Below are 25,371 nucleotides of genomic sequence, written 5' to 3' on the forward strand. Positions count from 1 at the left end.
ACTAATTAATAGAGAAAAACAAAATGGTTCTTCTTCAAATTTGGTGGTAAGTTTTCTTTTACTCATGGAATCTAATTCAGTTTTCGGACGTGTAAGCCCTCTTTTATAGTTGACAAAAAAGCAGGTATCCCGGCTTTCTCCCGAAGAGTCCATCCGTGAGGTGAAGAAGCTAATCTTAGACTAAACCATCTGAAAATCAATATCTTTAAGAAGTAAGATTTCTGTCCTCAAAAGCTTTGTTTTAACACAGAGTTAAAGCTTGTTCTTTGGATGTGAATAAGAAGTTCTTTAAATGCAAAAGACTTGTTATTTGCGCACAAGAACCTGCCAACCTGCAAAAGGCGTTAACAATGTTAATTGAAAAAAGGTATAAGGATGAAGATACCGGTTCAGACGGCGTAAACTCACTTCCGAAACTTGAGTTATCTTATTCAGCCAGTGTCTGTTTTTTCTTATTAAAGCAAGCAAAAAGGACAATTATCAACTTGAAAATAAAAAAATAAAGAATTGACCACTAAATTTGAAGAAGAACCATTTTTCGTATGAGAGACGTCCGGTTTCGGAAGATTCTGTGGAACTCTGTGTGGCTCTGTGGTGAATGATGCCACATCCTCAGTCGTGAGAACCACAAATGAATTCTTTTAATATTACCGTATGTTTCCTGACCTTACGGATGGAATGGACAAATTCCGGTCAAAAGCCTGTTACATATGTTCCATTATTGATAGTAACCGGTTTATCCCCCGTTTTTGGTCAGTTTTTGCTATTTATTGAATAATAATTATCCTCCTTTCTCCAATATTTCCCCAATCTTTGTAACATGAAAATTTAAAATCTGAGGCAAAAACATGAAAAACAAAGTACTGACCATAGTAGCTATCTTATTACTTCTTCCCAATGCAATGGCATGGGCACATCAGCCCGCAGACGGAAACCAGAAGCATTTTACAAAGAAAGACGCAACGACGGCGATGGATGCTTTTCATTCTACTTTTTATAATCCGGATATGAAGTTGTATGCCATATCTTCGGATATGAAAGGAAGAGCTGCCATCTGGGTGCAGGCTATCTATTGGGATATGATTATGAACGCGTATAAACGTACGAAGGCTCCTAAATATCGCCGGTTGATAGAAGAGGTGTATCAGGGAGGATACGAACAATACGATAAATACAATTGGGACAATAAAATCGAATGGTTTATTTATGATGATATGATGTGGTGGATTATTTCGCTGGCACGTGCTTACGAAATCACGAATGACCCGAAATACCTGGCACATGCCTCTTCGGGGTTCTACCATGTCTGGAAAGAGTCGTATGATAAAGAAAGGGGGGGGCTGTGGTGGAACTTCAAGCACGATGGCAAGATGGCTTGCATCAACTATCCGACTACGGTGGGGGCCATGACTCTTTATAATGTAACCAAAGATCCCGATTATCTGGAAAAGGCAAAAAGTGTATATGCATGGTCGAGGGATGTCTTTTTCGACAAGGAGAAAGGCCGCATAGCAGACAATATGCACTATCATTTCCAGAGACAGAACGGTATGGACATAGACTGGACACCCCAACTTTATAATCAGGCTACATTTATCGGTTCGGCCGTGATGCTGTACAAAGCAACCGGCGAGAAAGCTTATCTGGACGATGCCGTTCTGGCTGCCGACTACGTCCGCAACGAGATGTGTGATGCCGATGGATTGCTTCCATTCAAAAATGGAGTGGAACAGGGAATTTATGCTGCCATTTTTGCACAGTACATCATTCGCCTGATAGAAGATGGCAATCAGCCCCAATATATGGACTGGCTTCGTCACAACATAGACGTGGCGTGGAACAACCGGGATGTAAACCGTAATGTGACATTCAAGGATGCAGCCAAACCCTGCCCGACAGGTGTGATGGAAAGCTATGATGCCAGCGGATGTCCCGCACTGATGCAAGTGATTTCTCCATTCAAATAACAACACAAACACGTGACAACACAAACACATGAGTAAGAGGGTATTAGTTTTGATTGGTTTGTTTTTGGCCTGTGGCGGCGTCTATTCTCAAACCGCCACAGGCACAAAAACGAATTTCCAGACAGCAGAGTCGTGGAAACCGGAAACAGATGTGCGTGCCGATGCCGTGATGGTATACGGAACGCTGGATAAGAAAGGCGTTACTTTTGAGCAACGCATTCAATCGTGGAGAGACAAAGGGTACCGGGCCGAGTTTATGACAGGGGTAGCCTGGGGAGATTATCAGGATTATTTTCTTGGAAAATGGGATGGGGTGAAAGATCACCTCAAAGAGGGCCAGCGCGACCGCGAGGGGCGGGAGATTGCGCACGGGCACTTGATTCCCTATATTGTGCCTACTGAGAGTTTCATCCGTTACATGCAGGAGAAGCAGATCAAACGGGTGATCGATGCGGGCATTACTTCTATTTATCTGGAAGAACCGGAATTCTGGATGCGGGGCGGATACAGTGAAGCCTTCAAATCCGAATGGCAAAAATATTATGGATTCCCGTGGAGAGCTCAACATGAATCTCCTGAGAATACATACTTATCGAATAAACTGAAATATTATCTGTACTACAACGCGCTTAATCAGATATTCACGTATGCCAAAACGTACGGCAAATCGAAAGGACTGGATGTGAAATGCTTTGTGCCTACACATTCACTTGTCAACTATACATCGTGGCAGATCGTAAGTCCCGAAGCGAGCCTGGCTTCGCTGGATTGTGTGGATGGGTATATCGCGCAGGTCTGGACGGGAACCGCCCGCGAACCGAACTATTATGACGGAGTGAAGAAAGAACGGGTATTTGAGAATGCTTTTCTTGAATATGGATGTATGAAATCGATGACAGCCCCGTTAAACCGCAAGATGTACTTCCTGACCGACCCCATCGAGGACCGGGCGAAAGACTGGCTCGATTATAAAATAAATTACCAGGCTACTTTTGCCGCCCAACTGATGTATCCGGCGGTAGACACATACGAAGTGATGCCTTGGCCGGACCGTATTTATCAGGGGCTGTACCAAGTAGCGGGAACAGACCGGAAAGAACGTATTCCGCGTGACTACTCCACACAGATGCAGATTATGGTGAATACGCTGAACGACATACGGACTTCGGAAACTCAGGTGAGCGGTACGCACGGCATCGGGGTACTGATGGCAAACTCGCTGATGTTTCAGCGTTTCCCCGATCATGATGGCTATGATGATCCGCAATTCAGTAGTTTCTATGGACAGACCCTGCCGTTATTGAAAAGAGGAATACCGGTGGAGTTGGTACACATGGAGAATACTCCGTTCGGAGACACATTCAAGGGGCTGAAGGTGCTTGTAATGTCTTATTCGAACATGAAACCGATGGAATCCCGATATCATGATTTTTTGGCAGACTGGGTGAGAAAAGGCGGAGCGCTGATCTATTGCGGCGAAGATATCGATCCTTATCAGTCGGTGCTTGAATGGTGGAATTCCAACGGAAATCAATATAAGGCTCCTTCGGAACATTTGTTCGAGAAACTGGGACTGGACAGAGTACCTGCTGCCGGAACTTACCCTTGTGGAAAAGGTATGGTGACCGTTATACGTGAAGATCCGAAACACTTTGTGCTGAAAAGCGGAAATGACCGGCAATATTTCGATGCGGTTTCGGCTGCTTACAGAAAGAGTGCCGGGAAAGAAGTAGAACTGAAAAACAGTTTCCTGCTCGAACGGGGACCATATACCATTGCTGCCGTATTGGACGAAAGTGTGTCGGATGCTCCGATGGAACTTTCGGGGGTGTATATCGACCTGTTTGATAAAGATCTTCCGGTATTGACACATAAGGTGATTCGTCCGGGCGAACAAGGTTACTTATATAATGTCAAACGGATTTCGGGACGGGCAAAGGCGAAAGTGCTTTGCGGTGCTTCCAGGATATACGATGAAAAGGCAGGAAAACGAAGTTATTCGTTTGTAGCCAAGAGTCCGTTGCATACGACTAACGCTTCGAGGATATTGCTTCCTAAACAGCCGATACGGGTTTGCGTGAACGGGAAAGAAGAACCTCAGCCGGAGAAATTGTGGGAAGAGCGTTCGCGTACCCTGCTCTTGAAGTTCGAGAACGACCCCGCCGGCGTGCAAGTAGATATTGAATGGTAAAAACTATAAAAAAAGAATCTGAAGTTATGAAGCTTAAACTATCGACTCTGTTCTTGGGTGCAGCTGCCATGCTGAGCAGTTGTGGGACACCGCAGGACGTCAAGAGTGAAAAAAGTGAGATGCGTGCACCGGCCTATCCGTTGGTGATGATTGACCCTTACACCAGTGCCTGGTCGTTTACGGATAATCTGTATGACGGACCGGTGAAACACTGGACCGGTAAGGACTTCCCGTTCTTGGGTGTTGCCAAGGTAGACGGACAGATTTACCGTTTCATGGGAACGGAAGAACTTGAGCTGCTTCCGCTGGTTAAGACCTCGGAACAAGGCAGATGGACAGCTAAGTATACAACAAAGAAACCGGCTGACGGCTGGCAGAATGCCGACTTTAATGATGCGGCATGGAAAGAAGGAGAAGGTGCTTTCGGTACCATGGAAAATGAAAGTACAGCCAGGACCCAGTGGGGAGAAGAGTATATCTGGATACGCCGTAAAGCGGATATTAAAGACAACCTGCAAGGTAAAAATGTATATCTGGAATATTCTCACGACGATGACGCCATCATCTATGTGAATGGCGTGAAGGTGGTGGATACCGGTAACTCGGCTAAAAAACATATGCTTGCCAAACTGCCGGAAGAGGCTGTGGCCGCACTGAAACAGGGAGAGAACCTGATTGCAATTTACTGTAACAACCGTGTTGCCAACGGTCTGATCGATTGCGGTCTGTTGGTAGAGAAGGACAATACACAGAACTTTACTCAGACAGCAATACAGAAATCGGTAGACGTGCAGGCTATGCAGACCAACTACGAATTTACTTGCGGACCGGTGGATTTGAAACTTGCGTTCACTTCACCTCTCTTTATGGATAATCTCGATTTGATGACTCGTCCGGTGAGCTATCTTACCTATGAAGTGGCTTCGAATGACGGAAATAAACATAACGTAGAACTGTATTTCGAAGCAGGACCGCAGTGGGCACTCGACCAGCCTCATCAGGAAGCTGTAGCCGAAAGCTTTACAGAAGGTAATTTGCTATACCTCAAGACGGGAAGCCGCAACCAGGAAATATTGGGTAAAAAGGGAGATGATGTCCGCATTGACTGGGGATACTTCTACATGGCTGCCGATAAGGAGAACAGTTCATGCGCTACCGGAGAGGGAAAGACCCTAAGAAAGAGTTTCATCGACGGAAAATTGACATCATCCAAGACCGATGGAAGTGACAAGCTGGCACTGGTTCGCTCACTGGGTGAAACGAAGAAAGCGGAAGGACACTTGCTGCTGGGTTACGATGACTTGTACTCTATTCAGTATTTCGGTGAAAATCTTCGTCCGTACTGGAATCGCAATAGAAACGAAACCATTCAGTCGCAGTTTGCGAAAGCTGATAAGGAATATGATGCAGTGATGGATAAATGTGCTGCATTCGATGCTAACCTGATGAAAGAAGCTACTGAAGTAGGCGGACGTAAGTATGCCGAACTCTGTGCATTGGCTTATCGCCAGGCAATCGCTGCCCACAAATTGGTGGAAGCCCCCAACAAAGACCTGCTGTTCCTCTCAAAAGAGAACTTCAGCAACGGTTCGATCGGTACGGTGGATATCACTTATCCTTCTGCTCCTTTGTTCCTGGTATACAATCCGGAATTGGCAAAAGGTCTGATGAACCACATCTTCTATTATAGCGAAAGCGGAAAATGGAATAAGCCGTTCGCTGCACATGATGTAGGTACTTATCCGTTGGCTAACGGCCAGACATACGGTGGAGATATGCCGATCGAGGAATCGGGAAATATGCTGATCTTGAGTGCAGCCATCGCCATTGTCGAAGGAAATGCCGACTATGCGCAGAAACACTGGGATGTATTGACAACCTGGACCGATTATCTGGCTCAATATGGACTCGATCCGGAAAATCAACTTTGTACAGACGACTTTGCCGGACACTTTGCACACAACGCCAACCTGTCTATCAAAGCCATCCTGGGTGTAGCGTCTTATGGCTATCTGGCCGATAAGCTGGGCAAGAAAGAAGTGGCTGAGAAATATACACAGAAAGCCAAAGAAATGGCTGCCGAATGGGTGAAGATGGCAGACGACGGCGATCACTACCGCCTGACTTTTGACAAGCCCGGAACATGGAGCCAGAAATACAATCTGGTATGGGATAAACTGATGAATCTGCAGATATTCCCTGAAACAGTTGCACAGAAAGAGATAGCTTACTATCTTGGCAAACAGAATCAATATGGATTGCCGCTGGATAACCGTGAAACTTATACCAAGACCGACTGGATTATGTGGACTGCTACACTGGCACCGGACAAAGCTACATTCGAGAAGTTTATCGATCCGGTTTATCTGTTCATGAACGAGACGACCGATCGCGTGCCGATGTCTGACTGGGTATTTACCGATCGTCCGAACCAGAGAGGTTTCCAAGCTCGTTCGGTAGTAGGCGGATACTATATCAAGATGCTTGAGAAGAAGTTGAAAAAATAAGATTCTGTCCACAGGTTACACGGATTTTCACAGGTTAATCATTTTTCCCATTGATACTAAAGATTAAAAAAACTGTGTTAGTCCGTGTAATCTGTGGTGAATTTAAAACTATTAATATCATGAAGAAATTAGCGCTATTACTTGTTGGCGTATTGGGTACTGCTTTCTGCACTTTTGCAAAGAGTACGACAGAACCGGTGGATTATGTAAGTCCACTGGTCGGTACCCAGTCAAAGCATGCTTTATCTACCGGAAATACATATCCGGCTATTGCCATGCCTTGGGGAATGAACTTCTGGGTGGCACAAACCGGGAAGATGGGGGATGGATGGGCTTATACCTATGATGCCGATAAAATCAGGGGATTTAAGCAGACTCACCAGCCCAGCCCGTGGATTAATGACTACGGGCAGTTTGCCATTATGCCTGTTACGGGAAAGGTCGTGTTCGATCAGGATCAACGTGCGAGCTGGTTCTCGCATAAAGCTGAGGTTGCCAAACCGTATTATTATAAAGTATATCTGGCCGATCATGATGTCACGACTGAAATTGCTCCGACCAGCCGTGCGGCGATGTTTCGTTTCACTTTTCCTGAGAGTAAAGACTCTTATGTAGTGGTAGATGCTTTCGACAACGGTTCGTATGTGAAAGTGATTCCGGAAGAGAACAAGATCATCGGCTACACAACCAAGAACAGTGGAGGAGTGCCGGAGAACTTTAAGAATTATTTTGTACTGGTGTTCGATAAACCGTTCACTTTTACCGCAGCAGTTACCAACGGCAACATCCGTCCGGGTGAGCTGGAATCGAAAGATAAACATGCAGGTGGTATCATCGGGTTCTCTACACGTCGCGGAGAGACGGTCAACGTACGAGTGGCTTCTTCTTTTATCAGCCCCGAGCAGGCAGAACAGAACTTGAAAGAGCTGGGTAAAGACAATCTGGAAGCTGTTGCAGCCAAAGGACGCCAGGAATGGAACAAGGTTCTGGGACGTATTGAGGTGGAAGACGATAATACCGATCATCTCCGTACATTCTACTCTTGCCTCTATCGTTCGGTACTTTTCCCAAGAAGCTTCTACGAACTGGATGCCAAAGGGAAACCGGTACATTACAGTCCCTACAACGGTAAAGTGCTGCCGGGATATATGTTTACCGATACCGGTTTCTGGGATACATTCCGCTGTCTGTTCCCATTCCTCAACCTGATGTATCCTTCGATGAACGAAAAGATGCAGGAGGGACTGGCAAATACTTACAAGGAAAGCGGATTCCTTCCCGAATGGGCAAGTCCCGGGCACAGGGGCTGTATGGTAGGTAACAATTCCGCTTCAGTAGTGGCTGATGCCTATCTGAAAGGATTGAAAGGTTACGATATAGAAACTCTTTGGGAAGCTGTGAAACACGGTGCAAATGCTGTTCATCCGCAGGTTTCGTCTACCGGACGTCTCGGTTATGAATATTACAATCAACTGGGCTACGTACCTTATAATGTAGGCATCAATGAAAATGCCGCCCGTACGCTGGAATATGCTTATGATGACTGGTGCATCTATCAGTTGGGTAAAGCCTTGAACAAGCCTGAAGAGGAGATAGCCGTTTATGCACAGCGTGCCATGAACTACAAGAACCTGTACGATAAAGAGCATAAGCTGATGCGTGGCAAGAATAAGGACGGACAATTTCAGTCACCGTTCAATCCGCTGAAGTGGGGCGATGCCTTCACCGAAGGAAACAGTTGGCACTATACCTGGTCTGTATTCCATGATCCTCAGGGACTGATCGACCTGATGGGCGGACAGCAAGGGTTCAATCAGATGATGGATTCTGTCTTTATCCTGCCTCCTGTATTTGATGACAGCTATTACGGCGGTGTGATTCACGAAATCCGTGAAATGCAGATTATGAATATGGGACAGTATGCACATGGTAACCAACCCATCCAGCACATGCTATATCTGTACAATTACTCGGGACAACCGTGGAAAGCACAGCATTGGATTCGTGAAGTGATGGATAAACTCTATACACCCAATCCCGACGGTTATTGCGGTGACGAAGATAACGGACAGACTTCGGCATGGTATGTATTTTCTGCTATGGGATTCTATCCCGTTTGCCCCGGAACGGATCAGTACGTGATGGGTACGCCGTACTTCAAACAGATGAAGCTGCATCTGGAAAATGGCAAGACCGTGCAGATCAGCGCACCGGGCAATAGCGATGAAAACCGTTACATTGCGTCAATGACCGTAAACGGTAAAACATTGACTCGCAACTACCTGACACATAAAGAACTGATGAACGGAGCGAAGATTACGATGAAAATGTCGTCTACTCCGAACAAACAGCGTGGAGTACGCGAGTCGGATTTCCCGTATTCGTTCTCTAAAGAGGTACGTTGAGGCTGGACAGAAACAGATTACTTAATAAAAACCAATCAAGATTATGCCAGGAAAAAACTCAAAGAAAATGATCGGAGCATGTGTCGTTACTGCGGCACTGCTCTGTGCGCCTTCAGCACTGAAGGCCGAAGGTATGTTGTCGCATTATACTTGTGTGGCAGATGCTATTCAGAAAGACAACCGTCCGGAACCCGCTAAGCGTCTGTTCCGTTCGCAGGCTGTAGAAAACGAAATCATACGTGTACAGAAACTGTTGCGTAACTCAAAGCTGGCCTGGATGTTTACCAATTGTTTCCCCAATACACTGGATACCACCGTACACTTCCGTAAAGGCAAAGACGGCAAACCCGATACTTTTGTATATACAGGAGATATTCATGCCATGTGGCTCCGTGACTCGGGGGCTCAGGTATGGCCTTATGTACAACTGGCCAATTCCGATCCGGAACTGAAAACAATGCTTGCCGGAGTTATCAACCGCCAGTTTAAATGTATCAATATCGATCCGTATGCCAATGCGTTCAATGATGGTCCTAAAGGGGGTGAATGGATGAGCGACCTGACGGATATGAAACCTGAGTTGCATGAACGCAAATGGGAGATCGACTCGCTTTGCTATCCGTTGCGCCTGGCTTATCAGTACTGGAAGACAACAGGGGATGCCAGTATCTTCGATGAAGAATGGATACAGGCAATCACCAACATATTGCGTACTTTTAAGGAACAACAGCGCAAAGACGGTGTGGGTCCGTATAAGTTCCAACGTAAGACAGAGCGTGCTCTCGATACAGTGACCAACGACGGACTGGGTAATCCGGTGAAACCTGTCGGACTGATTGTTTCCACTTTCCGTCCTTCGGACGATGCCACGACATTGCAGTATCTGGTTCCGTCCAACTTCTTTGCCGTATCTTCACTCCGCAAGGCAGCCGAGATACTGACAACCGTGAATAAAAAGACGGCTCTGGCCAATGAATGCAAGGCTTTGGCAAACGAGGTGGAAACAGCCCTGAAGAAATATGCCGTTTACAATCATCCCAAATACGGAAAGATTTATGCTTTCGAGGTGGACGGTTTTGGTAACCACATGCTGATGGACGACGCCAACGTTCCGAGCCTGCTGGCAATGCCTTATCTGGGTGATGTGTCGATTGATGATCCGATTTATCAGAATACCCGCCGTTTTGTATGGAGCCTCGACAATCCTTACTTCTTCAAAGGTAAGGCAGGCGAGGGCATTGGCGGACCACACATCGGATACGATATGGTATGGCCCATGAGTATCATGATGAAAGCTTTCACCAGCAAGGATGATGCGGAGATCAAGTCGTGCATCGAGATGCTGATGAATACGGATGCAGGTACAGGCTTCATGCACGAGTCTTTCCATAAAGACAATCCTGAGAAATTTACCCGTGCCTGGTTTGCATGGCAGAATACTTTGTTCGGTGAGTTGATCCTGAAACTGGTGAATGAAGGTAAAGTGGATATGCTGAATAGTATACAGTAAGAATATAACGAAACAGAAATGAATGAGATTCACCACAGAGTAGCACAGAGTCCCACAGAGATTGATTGGCTGCGCTCTATTTGTTTTCAGACAAAAGAACAGATGAACAAATAAAGAATAGTTTGTCCTTTTGTTCATCTGTCTAAAAAAACTCAGTGGGATTCCGTGTCGCTCTGTGGTGAATAAAACTCAAAACAGTTTAATAATGAGAAAATTAGCTATGTGGGCACTGGGTGCCCTCTTTGTAGCCGGTTGTGCAGAGACAGAAAAGGCTACTACGGATTCCGGTTTGGTAAAGAGCAATTTCCAGACTGAGGTGGGCGGAAAGAAAACCGATTTGTATGTACTCCGTAATCAGAACAACATGGAGGTTTGCGTCACTAATTTTGGAGGACGTATTGTTTCGGTAATGGTTCCCGATAAAGAAGGGGTGATGCGTGATGTAGTGTTGGGCTTCGACTCTATTCAGGATTACATCAGCAAGCCTTCGGACTTCGGTGCCAGCATCGGTCGTTATGCCAATCGCATCAATCAGGGAAAATTTACTTTAGATGGAGTTGAATACCAGTTGCCGCGCAATAACTACGGACATTGCCTGCACGGTGGTCCGAAAGGATTCCAATATCAGGTATACGATGCCAAGCAGGTGGGACCGCAGGAACTTGAGTTGACTTATCTTTCAAAAGACGGCGAGGAAGGTTTCCCCGGTAATATCACCTGTAAGGTTATTATGAAGCTGACAGATGATAATGCCATCGATATCAAGTATGAGGCAGAAACGGATAAACCGACCATTGTCAATATGACCAACCACTCTTATTTCAATCTGGACGGAGATGCAGGCAGCAATGCCGATCATCTGCTGACTATCGACGCCGATGCTTATACTCCCGTGGACAGTACCTTTATGACCAGTGGCGAGATTGTAACAGTGGAAGGTACTCCGATGGACTTCCGCACACCGACTCCGGTTGGAAAACGCATTAATGATTTCGATTTCGTGCAGTTGAAGAACGGTAATGGTTACGACCATAACTGGGTGTTGAATGCCAAAGGCGATATTACCCGTAAGGCCGCTACTCTTGAATCACCCAAAACCGGTATCGTACTCGATGTATACACTGACGAACCCGGTATTCAGGTATATGCAGGAAACTTCCTTGACGGTTCGCTGACCGGAAAGAAAGGTATTACTTACAATCAACGTGCTTCTGTCTGTCTGGAGACTCAAAAGTATCCCGATACTCCGAACAAACCTGAATGGCCTTCGGCTGTATTGCGTCCGGGTGAAACCTACAATAGTCATTGTATCTTCAAATTTTCGGTAGATAACGGAAAATAACACAAGCGTTTTTTTAGTTGTATTGGCATAAGGAATATAGGGTCCGGCAGATCTGCTTCTATATCCTTATGCCTCTTTTTATATCCTGTTTTTAATTCATATCATGACACATACACAAACGATCACACCTAAAAAGCGTATTAATTCGATCGATGCCTTGCGGGGGTTCGCACTGATTGGCATCATGCTCTTGCATTGCATGGAGCGTTTCGACCTGACTTTAGCTCCGGTTGTGGAGTCTCCTTTCTGGCAGGCAATAGATACGGCAGTATACGATTCACTCTATTTTTTGTTTTCCGGGAAATCATACGCTATGTTTTCCCTTTTGTTCGGTTTGAGCTTTTTCATGCAGATGGAGTCTCAGGCAGCTAAAGGAGTCGATTTCCGGGGACGCTTCCTCTGGAGGCTTGCCTTATTGTTCCTGTTTGGCTATATCAACGGATTGGTCTATATGGGAGAGTTTTTTATGGTCTATGCCGTATTAGGAGTCTTCTTGATTCCTCTTTATAAAGTTTCCACCAGATGGTTGCTGGTGCTATGCATTTTGCTGTTTCTGCAGATACCGGCAGTCATTAGTTTTGTATCTCTGCTCAGCGACAATGTGGCTAACGAACCGACTGCTGCGGCAGCCTATATGGACCGGCTTTTTGAAAGGGCGGCCGATGTCTTTATCAATGGATCACTGATGGATGTACTGAGTTTCAATACGTTCGACGGACAGTCGGCCAAATGCCTGTGGGTATTCAATAATTTCCGTTACCTCCAGTTATTGGGACTGTTTATTGCCGGAATGCTGATCGGGCGTCAGGGTATTCACAAAAGTGAGGAAAAGATGGTGAAGTACAGTCGTCTGTTTTTACCTTATTGTCTGGCTTTCTGGGCAGTATTTTATGCTGTTGCCTTCCTGCTTCCGGTATGGGGAGTGGACGGGTTTGCGTTGCGGGTAGGACAGACTCTTTTCAAGACGTATGGCAATCTGGGACAGATGATGGTTTATTTCTGCGGTTTCACTTTGCTGTATTATCGGTATAAGGGGCAGAAAGTGCTCGACCGTATTGCTCCGGTGGGACGAATGAGTGTGACGAACTATATGGCGCAGTCGATAGTCGGAGTTTCCCTATTCTATGGTTTTGGCGGGAACTTTGCTGTCGAGTTCAACTATTTGCAGAGCTTTTTGCTGGGAGCGGCTTTCTGTGTCATCCAGATTGCTTATAGCAATTGGTGGATTAAGAGATTCTACTATGGTCCCATGGAGTGGCTGTGGCGTTCGCTTACCTGGTTTCAGGTGGTGCCGTTGTCAAGGCGTAAAGCTTCGCTTGGATAATAATGTGTCATATAGGTATATTGGTGATATTTAAAACAGATATTGGCTTATGTTTATAAATTCTTTAAGGAAATCCCCTTTTTCCTGTTCTCCGGGATTGATCCTGTTGGGGGCGTTTACCCTGTTATCTGTTCCTGTGTATGGGCAGCAGATACAACAGGTGGAAAGACAGGTGCAGCAAGTTCCTTTCCTTCAATTCAACTTCGATGAACAGGGAGGAGAGACAGCCCGTAACAGTGGAAGCGGAGGTTCAAAATATGATGCCCGGATCAACGGAGGTACGGTGGAGTGGGTGCCGGGTCTGCAGCAGGGAGCGGCAAGACTCAGTAACAAAGGACACTTCAAGTTACCGGACGGAGTCCTGGCACATGTGAAAGATTTCACTTTGTCTGTCTGGGTCTATCTGAATGAACAGTCTGACAACCAAACGGTGTGCACGTTTGCTTGCGGAACAGACCGTTACCTGATTTTGACAACCCAAAGAGGGAATGAAGAGAACGGCGTTTCTCTGGTTATGACGAAGACACAGGAGAGTGGAAATCATACCGACAAGGAAGAACGCATTGCATATACCCGTCAGAAAGGTAAACTGTCGGCTAACGCCTGGCATCATCTTGCTTTCACTCTGAAAGGGAGTGTCGGTACTCTTTATGTAGACGGAGTGAAAGCTGAAATAAAGACGGACTTCACCGTGAATCCTTCATTGTTAGGTAATACGACCGATAATTACATTGGCCGGCCGACCTGGCCCGATCCATATCTGAATGGCGGGATTGATGATTTCAGGTTGTATGACTATGCCTTGACAGACCGGCAGGTATACGAACTTGCATCGGTAGCGGACGGGCGGTTGGTGCAGGAAGACAGGGACGGACTTTCGTTGGGCGATTTGTCGGCGGTAACCACCGACCTTGTGTTGCCTTCGTCCGGTAAGAGCGGTACTACCATCTCGTGGAGCTCGGCTCAGGGGCAGTACATCAGTGACAGTGGAAAGCTTTACCGCCCCGATGCGGGAACCGGAAACAAGAAGGCAACCCTGACAGCAACGGTCCGGAAGGGAGACGTGGCTTTGACTAAAGACTTTGTTTTGACCGTCAAGGATATAGGGACTGAACCGGAAGATGTGAATGTCTTTTCGATGCAGACGGGAAATCCGACTGTGCCTGCTTATCTGGCAGACGCATCTTTCTATTATGATGACCGGACCAAGACTTTTTATGCTTTCGGAACCAATGACGGAGCGGGTGGTGAAAATGTGTATCCGGCCCAGATGTGGTACTCCAAGGACTGTAAGGAATGGAAGAATAAAGTGATCGCCTTCCCAAAATCATGGACGGACTATGCCGGGACCTTGTGTGTATGGGCTCCCAGTATCGAATACAATCCGGATACAAAGAAGTATTATCTGATGTATAGCATTGCTTCGAATACCTTTGTCGGTATGGCGGACGACCTCTTGGGGCCGTGGGAAGATGCCAATGGGGCAGCTCCCGGTAAGATGCTTTTCAAGGGATATGACGGACAGTTTTTTATGGATGATGACCGGACGATGTATATTGTAACTGACTCCTGGCACTTTAAGATTATGAAGTTGAAGTTCGATGAGGCCGGAAAGATCTATATTGACAACAGTGATCCGGTATTCGCCAAAAGCGATTCCAATCCATTTATCGGCACTTACCACTATACGCAGATAGAAGAGATAAAAAATGCTTTTGAAGCTTCGTTTATTTTTAAGAGAAATAATTTATACTACCTGATGTGGTCGTTTAACGGTAGCGAGAATTATAATGTCCGATATGCCGTAGCCGATAAGATCACGGGGCCTTACCGGGAGATCAACCGGTCTATGACTGTTCCTATATTGCAACGTGATGATGCCAATCGGATTTTGGGTCCCGGACATCATTCGATGTTCTGTTACGGAGGGCGTACGTTTATTGCTTATCATCGGCAACATTATCCTTTTGTAGACAGTAAACGGCAGACTTGTATCGACGAAGTTTTCTTTAATGAGGATGGAAGTATCCGTCCCATTACTCCAACCCACAAGGGGGTAACGGTTGCTCCCGATGTTCCGGGCGATCATCGTACGAATCTTGCTTTAGGAAAGCAGACCTTGACCTCTTCGGCGAGGGTGTATGATGATTCGGAATTTGCTCCCCGCTATCGTACACACGGCATTTCATTCTGTTATGCCGGTAACTTTGCCGTAGACGAGAATTACGGGACCCATTGGGATCCCGGAGTCGGTGCACATAAGCCTTGGCTGATTGTAGATTTGGGCAGCGAGTGTAAAGTGGATGAGATAGAGACAATTTTTGAGTTTACAAGCCGTACTTACAAGTATAAACTCGAATATTTGTCACAGAAAGAAGCCGACAGTCTGGATGCAGCCTCCGGCAGTCATTTGTGGAAAGTGTTTGCAGACCGGAGTACGGACGGTGTCGGACAATCTCCGGTGACGGATACGAAGCCGGGCAATTCTCCGGTGAAAGCAAGGTTTATCCGTCTGACCATTCTGGAAGGGGTTGACATCCCCCTGAGAGCAGACGGGCTGGACAAGAAGAATGCCGAAAATGCATTAAGTATTTTTGAATTGAAAGTTTTTGGAGAAGATCGGTCGGATGACCTGAACCGTATTTTTGAGGCGGAAAGCTTCCATAACCTATATGGGATAGCTCTTGAAAAGAATGCGGCCGAGAACGGATTTATCATGGGGCAGATCGATAATAACGATTATTTGCTCTACCGGAATGTAGATTTAGGCAAAGGGGCAGGCACGTTTACAGCTAAAGTTGCTTCAGGTACCGAAGGCGGGAAGATAGAGGTTTATCTGGGTTCCTTGAAGGGAAAACCTATCGGAGTGCTCGAAGTGGGCAATACGGGTGGCGACCAATCCTGGGAAATCAAGTCAACGTCTCTTGAACGGATTGCGAGAGGGCGGCAGGAGAAATTGTATCTGCTGTTCAAAGGTAAGACCGGTACCGAAAACCTATTGAAACTGGATTGGTTTCAGTTTACTAAAGACCGGATGAAATAATGATTGTATTATATTGAAAAAAGATTATATTATGGGAAAGAAAAAGATTAGTACCGGAGTATGGCTGCTGGGGCTGCTGATTGTGTTTTGTTCTTATACAGGAGTTGCCGGAGCAAAAAACAGGTCAAAAACAAAAACCGTGACAAAGTCGGTTCCGTTGGGCGATCCTTTTATTCTATTGCACGATGGAACTTATTATGCTTACGGAACGCATGCGGCCGACGGTATTGAAGTGTATACATCAAAAGATCTCAGGAAGTGGAAACTGCACGGGCTGGCACTTCATAAAGATGATGTTTGGGCGGATAGCCGCTTCTGGGCACCGGAGATTTACGAGATCGACGGGAAGTTTTATATGTATTATACGGCAGACGAACACATCTGTGTGGCCATAGCCGATTCTCCGTTAGGTCCGTTCAGGCAGAACGAGAAGAAACCGATGGTTGCTGGCGAGAAGATGATCGATAGCTCCCTGTTTATCGATGAAGATGGAAAACCTTATCTTTTCTTCGTTCGCTTCAATGATGGCAATAACGTATGGGTAGCGGAACTGGAGGACGATTATATGACGATTAAAACGGAGACGATGCGTCCTTGCATTCATGTTTCGCAGGCATGGGAAGAAGTGTGGCCGCGTGTGAATGAAGGATCTTATGTGCTTAAACATAACGGATTGTATTACATGACTTATTCCGGTAACAGCTTTGAGAGCCCATTCTATGGGATCGGATGTGCCACCGCTACGGATATCATGGGGGAATGGACCAAATATCAGGAAAATCCGATTTTGCAGAAACCGGGGAATTTGCAGGGAGTGGGGCATAGTGCCATGTTCAGGGATAAAAAGGGCAGACTTCGCATTGTTTATCATGCGCATAAAGATAAAGAGCATATTCATCCACGGGGCATGTACATCGGTAAGGTCTATTTTGAAAAAGTGGATGGTATAGACCGCATGCGGATCAACAAGGAATATATTGCTGCGGAATTGGTCGAATAAACCGGGGGGTAGAAATCGATATAGGCGTAAAACGGATGGATGAATCCGGAGAGTCTGTTGTCCGATAAAAAGGGTGTAGCTATCTATATGGTGAGGCTACACTCTTTTGTTGTTGGGGCTACACCCAGATATATATGGGGTGTCTTTAGTTTGTAATAGCTATTGAATATATATTGTTTTTGTATTTCTATTTTTGTTTAATATACTGTCAGGATTGAGAGAAAAATAACATGGATATGTTTTGTGGAATAGTAAAATTTGGTAAATAATTTTTGCTGCTGTTACATTACAGGTAATATTGGTCTAATTTTCTGATTTTGGCTGTATTTTACTGTTTATTGACCAGTAATTATCCCTTTCCCCTTTTTATTTTACTGATCTTTGTATTCAGAAAATTTAAAAAAAATACTACTTTGCTACTATTTATATATTGGTTTGGAAAAATACAAACTAATTAAAAAAGAACAAAATGAAAAAATTTGTATTTATTGCTGCTGTATTGGGATTTACTAATGTATTTGTTGCAATGACACAGCAGAAGAATTCGCCTATCCCTTTGCATAACAATGGTATTGAGACTTTTACAGTTTATGAAGCTGATGGCTCGAATTATTGCTATAATGGTGGTAGAGGGGCTACCTCTTGTTCTATAAGTGGTGGAATAGATATAAAAGGAGGGGGAGCTAGTGCAGCATGCGATGTTTCATGTCAAACTGGTTATTATGCTTGTTGTGGTATTCGTTGTACTTGTGAAAAATATTAAAGTGTATGAGGAAAATAGTAATATTGTCCTTGGGATTATTGTTTTTTCTGTTCTCTTGCCAAAGAGAACAGAAAAATGTTACCCAAAGGATAGAAGTAGACTTATCACATATCGATACAGTGAAAATATCTGCATCAAGAATAATAAATTTAGAAACTGTGGATAGTTCTTTATTGTATGATATTTGCGCTTTATTCAAGCAAGATGACCGTTACTTTATATGGTCAAGAGATAATGCTTATGTTTTTAATGATAAGGGTGATTTTCTTTTTAATATATCATGTAAAGGGCAGGGGCCTGGTGAGTATTTAAGTTTTGGATGTATGTTTATGGAGGACGGGGAGGTATGTATTTTTGATCAAGATAAACAGCAAATACTACGTTTTGATATAAATGGTAAGTTTATGGGAGTTCAAAAGGTTCTTTTGGATGAAGGTGCTCCTTCTCCTTCAATGATAATTCCGATTGGAACGGAACGTTACTTAAGTACAAATAGATTTGGGGGTGATTATCGTAAAATGCCAGTGCTAAGCTTCTGGAATAAAAACTTTTCATCTCAGCAAATCGTGAAAGGACGTTTCATGAATGATGGTATCCATTTTCCTGATGCTTTTTTTGTAGGAGAAGAAGGTCGGAGAGTGTTGTATTGGGAGCCCTTGAAGGATACCCTTTTTACCGTAACAGATAATTTTCTTGTCCCTGAGTATAAAATAGATTTTGGTACTTATGCGATACCTGAAGAGGAGGGAGCTAAAGATATATATGCTCGAATAATGTATTTAAATAAGCCGGAAAATCAAAGCTGCGCTTCTGTCGCAAGATTCTATCAGATAGATGGATATTATATATATTTTACATTTATGTGGTATGATCGTGTTTACTTATGTAGATATAGTGAGAAAACAAAGAAATCAGAAATATTTGCAATTTTGACAGATGAAATGCAACTAAAAGAATGCTCTTTCTTCAAGATTCTAGGAGATGATATTGTTATAGCTTTTGAAGATAAGGGTAATCTTGAGAAAAATCCTTCACTTTGTGTGTTTAATAAAAAAATATTAGATATATGACCTTAAAATGGATGATAACTTCAATCAAAAATAGAAGTATATCGTTTGATTTGGATAAAAAATCATTGACTCTAAGAACTCGTCTATGAAAATAAGGGAGATTCTTGAAGATAGTTTATTAATTGTTAGATTTTCTGTTTATTCTTGTAGAGACTGTCTTAACTTCTTGATTTCTGAGTTAGATTGCTCTAAAAAGCAAAGTAAAATTAAAATGGCTATGTTGATAGCTAATATTCCAGTTAGAGATCTACATGTGAAATGTAAAGAGTTTGATAATCCTCGACTGTATCGGGTTGATTCACTCTCATTTGATTTTGATTATTCTTTGACTCCATATGTGTTTAAACATAAGGAGCTGTACTATATGGCTTATTCCGGCAATAGCTTTGAAAGTCCGTTCTATGGGGTAGGCTGTGCTACGGCAACCGATATAATCGGCAAATGGACCAAATACGATGAAAATCTTATCTTGCAGAATCCCGGCGCTTTTGCAGGGTGTAGGGTATAACACTATGTTTAAAGATAAAGAGGGAAAGTTTCGTATCGTTTATCATGTACATATAGCAAAGATTATGTTACTGCAGAGCTGGTAAAGTAAAGCAGAGAAAGCGATTTGATAGTATGATTCTATTTATCTGTATCAGCTTTCAAAAAGTATTTAAAATGCTTTTTTTGATAACTTCCTCTTCCTTCCTTTCTGTTCAACCGGAAGGATAGGAGGGTGATAGTCGGGGTGAATGCAACGAAAAGCCGGGCTTTTTGGACTCTGAAGCCGACATTTCCTAGAAAAGGAGTAGGCATCTGGTACAAAAGAAGTAAGTATCTACTCTAAAAGAAGTAAGCAATTTCTGAAAATGCTTACTTCTTTTTTGAAAATCTCCTAATGTTTTGCACGATTACATATATTGTTCCATAATAGAGAGATTATTTTGCTCCTTCTTTTTCTGGTTGACAAGCACAGAAGACTACTCTCAGACTTTCTAAAAGCGCTTTATTTTTGCGAAAAACAAACACGAATGCTCTTACTTTCTCCTTTGGGTGTTCATTGTGTTGTGAAAACATCAGGATTCCTGCAATATGATAAACGGAAAAATGAAATAGAGACGATTTTTAGTACGAACCCGACTAATGTGCTGAAATAATCAAACCTGAGAAGGGCTGTTTAGCAAACTGTCAAAAATATAAGTGATCTTTTCAGAAGTTATTTCTTTCTAATGCATCCTTTGTTATACCGGATTTATTGTTATTTTCTTTTAAGGATATGTTTGTAGTTATTATCTTTGTCAGACTAATGAACTAAAACTGATTATTATGAAAAAGATTTGATTATGGTTAAACTCTTATTGATATGTCTGGCAACGATAGTAATGATCTCTTGCGGATCGGAACAGGAAAAGTTAACCGTGTATATTCCTGATACGTGTACGGATACTCTTCAATACGAAATCTACTTGCCGGAAGAAGAAGGATTGAATATTTTCTATGATTTGTGTGTAACTGATTCTTTTTGTGCTTTTTTGGACACACGTAATGATACATTATTAAAGATCTTCACTGCTACAATTCCTCCTGCTCTTGTCGGATTGGGGATGAAAGGAGAGGGCCCGGATGATTTTCTTTTTCCTTTTTTTGAGAAATCGATAGGCAGAGAGGGCAAAGGAAAGCTATCGTTCATTGAGTTGAATAGTTGGAATAAAAAGATTGTTGCGATTCATTCGGCAGCATCTCCCGCTCCTGTCGCTGTTTCTGTCGTTGAGGCACAACAATTGCCGGAGATGCCTGTAGTCAGGGATTATAATGAAACAGACTCTTGTGTATATGGCATTGATGTAGATATGCAGCATGGTTTGTTTTTCATTTATGATAAGCATACTGCCCGTGTTAAGACTGTGGATTATCATCGTGATATTAGGTCCGGATATCCGGAAGGACATTTATCTTATCTATACGAAAGTTGTTTAATGGTAAATCAAGATGCAAAGGCAGCTTGTATGGGATTGCTGAATCTGAACTCTCTCTGTTTTTATGATTTAAAAGGAAATCTGATGAAAGAAATAGTGATAGGGAAAGAGTTGAAATCCCCGGAGTATGACCCTGAGTTTCTTGATTTTCCGAATGCACCTAAATATTTCATTTCTCTTTGTGGTACTCCCAATTATCTTTATGCCCTTTATAACGGTTTCCCGGGTACTTCGGGTAAATCAAAGATTATGGTCTTTACCTGGCAAGGTGCTCCGGTTGCCATCTATCAGACAGATGTAAAATTGGAAAGAATTGCTGTTGCTCCATCCGGTAGATATGTATTGGGACTGAATATAACGGAAGAAGGAGGGAGTGATGTGCTGAAGTTTGAACTTTAGGTATTAGCTGAATCTTGCTGAAGAATATTCTGACTAATGTATTGTTCGGACTCTCGGAAGTTCCGGTTGAACAATTTATGCAATCATCAAATGCCTTTTCCGAGATTGGATTCTTCCATAATGAGAGTTGCAGTGAATTCACTTAAGGCCTACCTTAAAGTGAATTCACTGCAACTCTTCTATCTCAGCTATGTGTTTATGTTTGTGGCGCTACTTATATAGAGCAAGTACATATTATTGTTTCTTATTCAGGAAGCGTTTAGCCAGATATTTGCGTACCGGTTCATCATATAGCTTCAAGCATAGATAAGCAAACAATATGTTCCATGCGTAAACGCATAAGGCAACTTGCCAGGTCTCTCCTAATGTGAAAAGTTGATTTTTGATCAACCATGCATAGAACAAATACATGAATGGATAATGTATCACATAGATCGGATAAGATATATCTCCCAGGAATTTACATATTTGGGTTGACTTCTTATCCGTGGTGGTTCCCGATGCTCCTATCCAAAGCAGGATGGGGAAAGCTATGATAATACAGAATGCTTCATAAATGCCGTTTGTGCAGATTGATTCCGTTCCTTCCAAATAAGGCACTGCGAACAAGGCGATCATTACAAGGGTACATATCCAGAATGCACCTCTCAACTTCATGGGCTTGAAGTTACGCGATAAAAGCATACCCATGGAGAAGGGGAAAAGCATTCTTAATAATCCGCCTATAAAGTTTACACCGTCCAGTGTCCAGCCGACTCCTATGTTTCCATAACCCGAGACATTGAAGATGGCAAATGAAGCCAATGCTACTCCCAGTAATACTACAACTATGGTCAACGCTTTATTTGACAGACGACGAATGAACAAAGCGTAAAGGATATTGCCTATGTACTCGAAGAATAATGACCAGCAGGGGCCGTTCAATGGGAACATTTCGCCATTGCCGCGAACCTCGTAACCTACACCCGGCATTGCAGGGATGAAAAAGATGGTACAAAGAAGAGACAACATCACCATCGATATGCCGATATGTGTTCCGTCCCATTGTACAGAACCCTGGATATAGAATGTGATAGCACCCACTACGGCACCCATGATTACCATCGGATGAAGACGTATCAAACGGCGTTTAATGAAATCTTTCATGGTGAAATTCTTACCCCAACGATCATCATAAGCATAACCGATAACGAAACCTGAAAGGATAAAGAAGAAATCTACTGCTAAATATCCGTGGTTGAAGGTATCGATAGTGGTACCACCGGCAAAAGCATAGCCTTCGAATACATGATACCATATAACCATAAGAGCGGCTACTCCCCGGAGCCCGTCCAGTAGATGATAATGCGGCTTGGTATCTGCAAAAACTGTTGAAGAGATATTCGACATCTGTGTTTTATTAGTTAGTTAATATTTTCAGATGGCAAAGATACGGCTTGCAAAATGAAGTTCTTTTGCTTAAAAGCAAAAAAGACCGGCCGGGAGCTATTTTTTAGCGCGTACCCGGCTGAGTGTATAAATGGAAATACCCAGAAATGCAGCGACATACTTCAGCTTTACCCGATTGATCAGTCCGGGGTAGCGTCTGTTGAACTGTTCGTATCGTTCCTTGGGAGAAAGCTGGAGTCTTTCCACAAACATGTGACTGAGTTCTTTGTTGACGTCCTGATGCAAGATCCTTCCCCAGTTGGCTATATCGATATACTTTTCGTAAAGGGCATTCAGTTCGTCTATATGGAGAACGTAGATTTTACAATCCGAAAGGGTTTCAATACTCTCTATGGACGGCTGTTTATAATATAACGAATCCATGCCGAAAGTAACGTCACCTTCTTGGCTGAACCAGGTGGTGGTATCTTGCCCGTTGTGATGAAATACAGAACGGGTGACACCTTCTTCGATGAAATAAACCAGGCGATCCGTTATTCCCGATTGCACTATATAAGTATCTTTGGGATAATACTTTACCTGCATGTTTGCCTGTAATGCCTGGAGCGCTTCATCCGAAACCGGGTATAACTGCCTGATTTTGTTTATGATGTTTTTCATTGGAGAGGAATTCATTATTCTGTTTACAAACTTACATAATTTTATCAATTCCTAAAAATTATCGATCTTAAATCCGCCCCTTTGATGTGGAAGAGAGGTAAATTTAATAAATAGGCATATAGATATAAACAAAGGTTGTCGGTCCTGACAGCTGTCCTTTGTGTTTTATGTTGGGGCTTTAGGGGAGCTGGAGTAAGCGTTGTGCTCGTTTTGACTTGCCCCTTAAAGAAGTTTAACGCCTCTATGTGCTTATATTCAGACCTTTCCGTTAACTTTGTCTGAAACATAAAAACCACGCAACTATGAAATCTTTTTATCCTGTCCTTTACTTATGTTTCTTATTCGGATTACTTCCGTTTCTGGGCAGTTGTTCGGAGGAGAATGAATCTTCCGGTACAATCGAAATGAATCAACTGCCGGGCACTGCACAATCTTTTTTATCTAATTACTTTCCGGGACAAACTCCGGAGAAAATAGAAAGAACGAATACCGATCAGGAAAATGCCCGGTTGCTTTATCGTGTTGTTTTTCCCAATGAAGTTAAAGTGGAATTTAGTGAAAATGGAGGATGGAAAAGATTGATGATTCCGGATCAAAAGTTACCCGGGTCCTTAGACTCTCTTTGGGGAAAGATTATTGAATATGTACAGCAACTTTTTCCCGATGATCCGTTTATCGGTATAGAGAATGCCTGTTATGGGGATTGTGTGTTGTTAAGTAGCGGTAAGAAAATAGCGTTCTATTATGACGGAACGTGTATTGGCTATGAAATGGATATAAAAGATGAATCCGGAGTGCCGCAACCTGTACGTGATTTTGTTGCAACGTATTTTCCGGATGGAGTTTTCCAGGCGGTGGTGGAGCACATTCCGAATGAGAATGTTACTGCCGGCTATTCATTCTGGTTGGAGAATGGATTTAAATGTGTGTTGAATGATCGTGGTCAGTGGACAGAAGTGAATGGAGGTACAGAGTTGCTGCCGGTTTCGATTCTGGAGGCTTTACCTGCAAAAGTAACCGAACAATTGTATCGGGATTATCCGGCTGCACAAGTTACTTACATTCGTTTGGAGGGTACCTGTTATACCATTCAGGTCAGCAAGACGGTGTATGTGACTATCGATCCGGAAAACAAACCGATAGTAGTACCTGTGATGCAGGCACAAGCTTTGGCTGAAGAGTACTTTGGCAAACTGCGTTCCATTTCCATCAGTCATCCGCTTCATACGGATGTTTTGAATTTCAAGGTCTGTTTGCCGAACGGATTTAATATGCTTGTCAACGAAGATGCCAGCGAATGGTTGAATATAGATGGGAACGGATTTGCATTTCCTGAAAAGCTGGTAGCATCGCTTCCTGAAAAGATTACCGAATATATTTCGGCACATTCGAACTCCGAAATTACGAGAGTCGATCGTTCGGTTGCAGCTTCATTTTTGGTGGAGTTGACGAATGGTGACGGACTGATGTTTGATTCCCAGGGAGGTTTTCTTGGAAAAGAAAAAATAGAATTGAGCATTTCCGAGAAAACATACAGATATATGCGACATCAATTTCCGGATGACCTCAATATGTATTTCTCTTCTTATAGCATAGAGGGGTGGATTTATAAATTGGGAGACGGATCACAGGTCAGGTTCGATCGGGATGGTAACTTTGTGGAAATGATCGCTGCGGCGAAGTAGCGATACGGTCTCAACAATGTATTTCAGTTGGAAATACGTTAGAAATTGGCACAGATCACACAGAAGTATATGAATAATTGATGTTTAATGCAGGGTATTGGTATGCCTCTGTGTGATCTTTCAAATATTAAAAAAAGGGTTGGTACATGAAATCC

At 43.5% G+C, this 25,371-nt stretch carries 16 protein-coding genes and 1 pseudogene; 15 read left to right on the plus strand and 2 right to left on the minus strand.

Going from position 1 to position 25,371, the window contains the following annotated elements; all coding sequences use genetic code 11:
• Positions 1-272: 272 nt before the first annotated feature.
• The 14 genes and pseudogenes from BSHG_RS23405 to BSHG_RS15755 all read left to right on the plus strand — a co-directional run bounded on the left by BSHG_RS23405 (position 273) and on the right by BSHG_RS15755 (position 21,482).
• Positions 273-503 carry a hypothetical protein gene (locus tag BSHG_RS23405; protein ID WP_032497438.1) on the plus strand — a complete coding sequence of 77 codons (231 nt, stop codon included), beginning with the start codon at positions 273-275 and terminating at the stop codon, positions 501-503.
• 345 nt (positions 504-848) lie between these two features.
• Positions 849-1,967 (plus strand): glycoside hydrolase family 76 protein, encoded by a 1,119-nt coding sequence (locus BSHG_RS15815; protein ID WP_008658078.1) that lies wholly within the window; start codon positions 849-851, stop codon positions 1,965-1,967.
• A gap of 28 nt (positions 1,968-1,995) precedes the next feature.
• Positions 1,996-4,158, plus strand: a complete 2,163-nt coding sequence (locus BSHG_RS15810) for a hypothetical protein (protein ID WP_008658080.1) — start codon at positions 1,996-1,998, stop codon at positions 4,156-4,158.
• 26 nt (positions 4,159-4,184) lie between these two features.
• The gene (locus BSHG_RS15805; protein ID WP_008658082.1) at positions 4,185-6,665 is read left to right on the plus strand and encodes a glutaminase domain-containing protein; all 2,481 of its coding nucleotides are present in this window, start codon (positions 4,185-4,187) and stop codon (positions 6,663-6,665) included.
• A 119-nt stretch (positions 6,666-6,784) separates the two neighbouring features.
• A complete protein-coding gene (locus tag BSHG_RS15800; RefSeq protein ID WP_005784085.1) occupies positions 6,785-9,070 on the plus strand; it encodes a GH92 family glycosyl hydrolase in 2,286 nt (761 codons plus the stop codon).
• 43 nt (positions 9,071-9,113) lie between these two features.
• Positions 9,114-10,580, plus strand: coding sequence for a glycoside hydrolase family 125 protein (locus BSHG_RS15795; RefSeq protein ID WP_005784087.1), 1,467 nt, complete (start codon positions 9,114-9,116; stop codon positions 10,578-10,580).
• A gap of 205 nt (positions 10,581-10,785) precedes the next feature.
• Positions 10,786-11,922: an aldose epimerase family protein gene (locus BSHG_RS15790; protein WP_008769237.1), complete on the plus strand. Its 1,137-nt coding sequence runs from the start codon at positions 10,786-10,788 to the stop codon at positions 11,920-11,922.
• A gap of 103 nt (positions 11,923-12,025) precedes the next feature.
• On the plus strand, positions 12,026-13,246 hold the full coding sequence (locus tag BSHG_RS15785) for a DUF418 domain-containing protein (RefSeq protein ID WP_005784091.1): 1,221 nt from the start codon (positions 12,026-12,028) through the stop codon (positions 13,244-13,246).
• Positions 13,247-13,295: 49 nt separating this feature from the next.
• Positions 13,296-16,289: a family 43 glycosylhydrolase gene (locus BSHG_RS15780; protein WP_008658090.1), complete on the plus strand. Its 2,994-nt coding sequence runs from the start codon at positions 13,296-13,298 to the stop codon at positions 16,287-16,289.
• A 31-nt stretch (positions 16,290-16,320) separates the two neighbouring features.
• Positions 16,321-17,289, plus strand: a complete 969-nt coding sequence (locus BSHG_RS15775; RefSeq protein ID WP_008658092.1) for a glycoside hydrolase family 43 protein — start codon at positions 16,321-16,323, stop codon at positions 17,287-17,289.
• A 469-nt stretch (positions 17,290-17,758) separates the two neighbouring features.
• On the plus strand, positions 17,759-18,052 hold the full coding sequence (locus tag BSHG_RS15770) for a hypothetical protein (protein ID WP_005784099.1): 294 nt from the start codon (positions 17,759-17,761) through the stop codon (positions 18,050-18,052).
• 5 nt (positions 18,053-18,057) lie between these two features.
• Entirely contained in the window at positions 18,058-19,122 is a 1,065-nt protein-coding gene (locus BSHG_RS15765) for a 6-bladed beta-propeller (protein WP_008658094.1), read from the plus strand.
• Between the two features lie 334 nt (positions 19,123-19,456).
• Positions 19,457-19,720 (plus strand): annotated as a pseudogene (locus tag BSHG_RS22955) (family 43 glycosylhydrolase); the annotation flags it as partial.
• A 730-nt stretch (positions 19,721-20,450) separates the two neighbouring features.
• The gene (locus BSHG_RS15755; RefSeq protein ID WP_008658099.1) at positions 20,451-21,482 is read left to right on the plus strand and encodes a hypothetical protein; all 1,032 of its coding nucleotides are present in this window, start codon (positions 20,451-20,453) and stop codon (positions 21,480-21,482) included.
• A gap of 234 nt (positions 21,483-21,716) precedes the next feature.
• Here the strand turns inward: BSHG_RS15755 and BSHG_RS15750 are convergent, their stop codons facing one another.
• Positions 21,717-22,871, minus strand: coding sequence for an acyltransferase family protein (locus tag BSHG_RS15750; protein WP_005784109.1), 1,155 nt, complete (start codon positions 22,869-22,871; stop codon positions 21,717-21,719).
• Positions 22,872-22,967: 96 nt separating this feature from the next.
• Entirely contained in the window at positions 22,968-23,531 is a 564-nt protein-coding gene (locus BSHG_RS15745) for a Crp/Fnr family transcriptional regulator (RefSeq protein ID WP_005784111.1), read from the minus strand.
• A gap of 302 nt (positions 23,532-23,833) precedes the next feature.
• Between BSHG_RS15745 and BSHG_RS15740 the strand changes: the two genes are divergently transcribed.
• Entirely contained in the window at positions 23,834-25,216 is a 1,383-nt protein-coding gene (locus tag BSHG_RS15740; protein WP_008658100.1) for a PepSY-like domain-containing protein, read from the plus strand.
• The last annotated feature ends 155 nt before the right edge of the window (positions 25,217-25,371 follow it).

Origin of the sequence: Bacteroides sp. 3_2_5, from assembly GCF_000159855.2 — a bacterium.
Classification (GTDB): Bacteria; Bacteroidota; Bacteroidia; order Bacteroidales; family Bacteroidaceae; genus Bacteroides; species Bacteroides fragilis.

Coding starts and splice junctions, on each gene's coding strand:
- BSHG_RS15775 (WP_008658092.1), top strand. CDS start 16,321: ATGGGAAAGAAAAAGATTAGTACCGGAGTATGGCTGCTGGGGCTGCTG.
- BSHG_RS15790 (WP_008769237.1), top strand. CDS start 10,786: ATGAGAAAATTAGCTATGTGGGCACTGGGTGCCCTCTTTGTAGCCGGT.
- BSHG_RS15755 (WP_008658099.1), top strand. CDS start 20,451: ATGGTTAAACTCTTATTGATATGTCTGGCAACGATAGTAATGATCTCT.
- BSHG_RS15800 (WP_005784085.1), top strand. CDS start 6,785: ATGAAGAAATTAGCGCTATTACTTGTTGGCGTATTGGGTACTGCTTTC.
- BSHG_RS15765 (WP_008658094.1), top strand. CDS start 18,058: ATGAGGAAAATAGTAATATTGTCCTTGGGATTATTGTTTTTTCTGTTC.
- BSHG_RS15810 (WP_008658080.1), top strand. CDS start 1,996: ATGAGTAAGAGGGTATTAGTTTTGATTGGTTTGTTTTTGGCCTGTGGC.
- BSHG_RS15745 (WP_005784111.1), bottom strand. CDS start 23,531: ATGAAAAACATCATAAACAAAATCAGGCAGTTATACCCGGTTTCGGAT.
- BSHG_RS15740 (WP_008658100.1), top strand. CDS start 23,834: ATGAAATCTTTTTATCCTGTCCTTTACTTATGTTTCTTATTCGGATTA.
- BSHG_RS15795 (WP_005784087.1), top strand. CDS start 9,114: ATGCCAGGAAAAAACTCAAAGAAAATGATCGGAGCATGTGTCGTTACT.
- BSHG_RS15805 (WP_008658082.1), top strand. CDS start 4,185: ATGAAGCTTAAACTATCGACTCTGTTCTTGGGTGCAGCTGCCATGCTG.
- BSHG_RS15780 (WP_008658090.1), top strand. CDS start 13,296: ATGTTTATAAATTCTTTAAGGAAATCCCCTTTTTCCTGTTCTCCGGGA.
- BSHG_RS15815 (WP_008658078.1), top strand. CDS start 849: ATGAAAAACAAAGTACTGACCATAGTAGCTATCTTATTACTTCTTCCC.
- BSHG_RS15785 (WP_005784091.1), top strand. CDS start 12,026: ATGACACATACACAAACGATCACACCTAAAAAGCGTATTAATTCGATC.
- BSHG_RS15750 (WP_005784109.1), bottom strand. CDS start 22,871: ATGTCGAATATCTCTTCAACAGTTTTTGCAGATACCAAGCCGCATTAT.
- BSHG_RS15770 (WP_005784099.1), top strand. CDS start 17,759: ATGAAAAAATTTGTATTTATTGCTGCTGTATTGGGATTTACTAATGTA.